Origin of the sequence: Aquidulcibacter sp. (assembly GCF_044346625.1) — a bacterium.
Classification (GTDB): Bacteria; Pseudomonadota; Alphaproteobacteria; order Caulobacterales; family Aquidulcibacteraceae; genus Aquidulcibacter.
In genome coordinates this window covers 1-4,127 of the sequence record NZ_JBIIYV010000138.1, presented here as the reverse complement: position 1 = coordinate 4,127, position 4,127 = coordinate 1, and the positions used below count along the sequence as shown (strand labels likewise).

4 protein-coding genes and 1 pseudogene are annotated in these 4,127 nt (G+C 54.9%); 3 read left to right on the top strand and 2 right to left on the bottom strand.

The window, feature by feature from the left end; translation table 11 throughout:
- Positions 1 to 107 (bottom strand): annotated as a pseudogene (locus ACIQ20_RS16050) (DNA-binding response regulator); the annotation flags it as partial.
- Between the two features lie 232 nt (positions 108 to 339).
- Between ACIQ20_RS16050 and hisC the strand changes: the two are divergent.
- From hisC to ACIQ20_RS16035, 3 genes are all read left to right on the top strand, one after another.
- A complete protein-coding gene (hisC, locus tag ACIQ20_RS16045; RefSeq protein WP_395782089.1) occupies positions 340 to 1,428 on the top strand; it encodes a histidinol-phosphate transaminase in 1,089 nt (362 codons plus the stop codon).
- Complete coding sequence (locus ACIQ20_RS16040) at positions 1,428 to 2,405, top strand: prephenate/arogenate dehydrogenase family protein (protein WP_395782087.1); 978 nt, start codon at positions 1,428 to 1,430, stop codon at positions 2,403 to 2,405. Before hisC ends, ACIQ20_RS16040 begins: the two co-directional genes overlap by 1 nt.
- Before the next feature lie 96 nt (positions 2,406 to 2,501).
- Entirely contained in the window at positions 2,502 to 3,731 is a 1,230-nt protein-coding gene (locus ACIQ20_RS16035) for an EAL domain-containing protein (protein ID WP_395782085.1), read from the top strand.
- A gap of 3 nt (positions 3,732 to 3,734) precedes the next feature.
- Here ACIQ20_RS16035 and ACIQ20_RS16030 read toward each other — a convergent pair.
- A partial coding sequence (locus tag ACIQ20_RS16030; RefSeq protein ID WP_395782083.1) for a tryptophan 7-halogenase occupies positions 3,735 to 4,127 on the bottom strand: 393 nt, incomplete at its 5' end.

Genomic DNA, 4,127 nt, shown 5'->3' with positions numbered 1-4,127 from the left:
GCGCCATCTTCGGCGGTTCGCGTTGCAAAGCCCTGACGTTCAACGGCACCCTGTAACAGGCGGCGCTGCGACGGATCGTCATCAACGATTAGGACGGTCTTACTCATTATACCCACCAAATTCTTTGTTGCCGGGCTTTCCCGGTCATGACGCCTAAAACTCAAACCAAGATTTGATGCTTTTGCGTCTGTTCACCGCTCCTTCTACACAAAGGATGTAAAGGGTGACTTAAAATGGGACACTCGAACAGAAGAAAACTGCACACAAAGCCCCCTTGACCAAAACGGGTCGGAAGGTCATGCCCACGCAGCAAAAGATTACCCGATGAAGGCTATGAAAATGTCAGTCGCGCCCCTGCCCGGAATTCTCGATATTGTCCCTTATAAGGGCGGCGAAGCAAAGATCCCGGGGATTGAAAAGCCTTGGAAGCTGTCATCCAATGAAAATCCTTTAGGCTGCAGCCCAGCCGCACGTCTCGCCTATCAAACCGCTGCCGAAGATTTGGCAACTTATCCAGACGGCGACCATGCAGGCCTGCGTACCGCAATTGCTAGCCGCTATGGCCTCGACGCTGGCCGTATCATGTGTGGAAACGGATCTGACGAGATTTTCCAGCTCTTGGGGCGGGCCTTTCTTGATCAAGGCGATGAAATCGTCCAATCCGCACATGGCTTTTTGGTCTATCGCCTGACTGCACAACAAGCCGGTGCCATTTGTGTTTCCGCCCCTGAAACCAATCTGACGGCCGACGTTGATGCACTATTGGCTTGTGTGACGTCCAAGACCAAAATCGTCTTTTTGGCCAATCCCAATAACCCGACTGGCACCTATCTGCCCTATTCAGAGATCAAGCGCCTGCATGCGGGCCTGCCTGACCAAGTACTCTTGGTCCTTGACGCCGCTTATAGCGAGTATGTGCAGACCAATGATTATTCGTCGGGTCTTGAGCTGGCTGGGGAAGCCAGTAACGTGTTGATGACGCGCACCTTCTCCAAAATCCACGGGCTTGCTGCTGCGCGTGTGGGCTGGTGCTATGGCCCGCAAGTGGTGATCGATGCGCTCAACCGCGTGCGTGGGCCTTTCAATATCAGCGCGCCGGGCCTAGCGGCAGCAGAAGCCGCCATACTCGACCAAGACTTTGCCCACCATAGCATCGCCTTTAACGCCCATTGGCTGGCCTTTTTGACGCACGAAATTCGCGCTCTGGGCCTTGAAGTGACCCCCAGCGTCGGCAACTTCATTTTGGTGAAGTTCCCAAGCGAGCCCGAAAAGAACGCTACAGCAGCCGACGCCTATCTGCGGTCGCGCGGGGTCATTGTGCGTGCCGTTCGTGCCTATGGCTTGGACGCCTATTTGCGCATTTCAATCGGCCTTGAAGAGCCAAACCGCCTCACGGTCGCGGCACTCAAAGATTTCATGGGGTCGTAATGTCGGACGCGGCCAGCCACTTTGACACCTTAGCGATTATTGGGGTCGGCCTGATCGGCTCGTCGTTGGCTGCCGCCGCTAAAGCAAACGCCTTGGCGTCACGGATCGTGCTCTTTGACCTGAACCCAAGCGTTCGCGAACGCGTGCAAGAACTAGGGCTTGGTGACGTGGCCGAGACGGTCGAAGCCGCTGTAACCGGGGCGGACTTGATTATCCTCTGTACACCGCCTGCGACGATGGGGCCTATCGGGGCCCAAATTGGGGCGCACATCAAAGCCGGTGCTATTGTGACAGATGTTGGCTCTGTCAAAGAAGCCATCGTGCAACAGCTACAACCTGTTCTGCCTGAAGCCTGCTTCTTGATCCCGGGCCACCCGATTGCTGGCGGTGAAAAGTCTGGCCCGGATGCGGGCTTTGCAACTTTGTTTGAGGGCCGCTGGGCCATTCTTACCCCGCTTGCTGACCCTCGCCCTGCCTATCAAGAGGCCGTTGTTCGATTAACACAATTCTGGGAAGCCATGGGTGCCAAAGTTGATTTTATGGATCCAGTCCGCCACGATCAAGTCCTCGCCATGACCAGTCATTTGCCCCACTTGATCGCTTTCTGCGTTGTGGCAACCGCTCAAGACGTGGAAGCGGTGACCGATAGTGAAGTTGTCAAATATTCTGCAGGGGGCTTCCGGGACTTTACCCGCATTGCAGCCTCTGACCCGACCATGTGGCGCGATGTGTTTTTGCTCAACAAGGATGCAGTCCTGGATCTACTTGGACGCTTTTCAGAGGATTTGACCGCTTTGCGTCGCGCCATACGCTGGGGTGATGGCGATACCTTATTCGCAACCTTTGAACGCGCGCGCACCATGCGTCGCGAAGTTATTGAGGCAGGACAAGACACCGCCATACCCAATTTTGGCCGGGATCTGACGATATCAACTGCAATCAAAGTCGACGGCAAAGTCGATGGGAAGTCCGACTGAAATTTTTCTGTGATTTCACGATGGTAAACCAAACGTTAACCAGTTCAGCTTCCATGATTTGCGGGTGAAAATTCCTTGCATCCTCGGGAGAAGCCCGTGCTAGCCGCCGCTAATTTTATCCTCTTCTTAGTCTATTGCATCGCCTCGGTTGGGTTGGGGGCGTTTGCCTTTTACATCCAAGAAGTCAGCCTTGCGGTTTCCGTTTGCATGGGCGGATTGCTAGGCGTTGCCTGCGGCTTGTTCCATCTCGCCTTCACGCCGCGGGAGGCAAAACTCTCACGATCTGAAAAGACCCGGATCGATAATGAATTCCAGTCCCTGAAAGACATGCAGGGTGCAACCCATCAAGAAATTGAGACCCTAAAAACGACTGTTGCAGAAGATGCGGCTGCACGCGAGGCTGCCTTGGCGCGCGAAGTGCGCGAAATCGCGATGCTTCTGACGACTTATGTGCAGAAGAATGAACGTCGGCGCGAGGCCACAGCCTCTGAAGGCCAAAAGCTCTCGCCGCGCCGGTCCGATCAAAACCTCTTGGCGGCTGTTCGCTCAGCGTTGGAAGAAAATCGGATTGAGCTGCACTTGCAGCCCATCGTCGCACTGCCGCAGCGCAAGACAGTTTATTATGAAGGCTTTACCCGCCTGCGCGATCCATCTGGCGCAGTGATTTTGCCCAGCGAATTCTTGCGCGTGGCAGAGCCTTCGGGCTTGGTTGGTGAGATCGACAACCTCCTCTTGCTTCGGTGCGTTCAGATCGCCCGTCGCCTACTCAAGCATGACCGACGCATTGGGCTCTTCTGCAATATCTCGACCACGAGCTTGGGGGATGAGACCTTCTTCCCGCAATTCATCGCTTTCTTGCGCGACAATAAAGATCTCGCTGGTTCGATCATTTTCGAGCTTACCCGCGACTCGTTTGAGAAAATCCCGATGGCGGCTGAGCGTAACATGGGCCGATTGTTTGATCTGGGCTTCCGCTTCTCGATTGACCGTTGCGAGACCCTAGACCTCGACTTGCGCAAGCTAGAGCGCATGGGCGTTCGGTATGTGAAGATTGCCGGTGATAAACTGGTGCAGCAATTGGTTGAAGCCAAGACAGTGCCTGTGACCGGCCTCAATCGTCAGTTCGAACCGGCAGACGTCTCTGCCCTCTTCTCACGTTATGGGGTCGAGCTGATTGCAGATCGGGTCGAGACCGAACGCACGATTGTCGAAATCCTCGAACTCGACATTACCCATGCCCAAGGCAATCTGTTCGGCAAGCCTAAGTCCAGCACCGAAGTCATCAAAGCCAGCGAAGAAGGCCCGCGCTTGCGGATGGTCAGCTAAAATCTAGCCTGCCTTACAGGTTTGGTTGATGAAGTCGCGGTGGGTTGGGAACGTTTCGGCCGTTTGCGCCATAAGGGTCTTTAGGCTCGCCAAGTGGCGATCGGCTTCAACATGGGTGCGGGTGTCCACCAATGGATCATAGCCCTCAGGCTCGACAAACTGGCCCAAATAAACCGCCAACCAGCTTGGATTGAGGAAGAGTTCCGGCCCATCAGAGACCATCCGCCCATATTTGCGGAAGTGCGCCATCTTATAGGTCAGCGTGTCTGGCAGGCTCATGGAAGCGCAATAACGCCAGAGTTCCGTATCATCGCGTTCGGTTGCGCAATAATGCAGGATCAGGAAATCGCGAATCCGCTCCCACTCATAAGTGCTTAGGCGATTAAACTCTGTCTC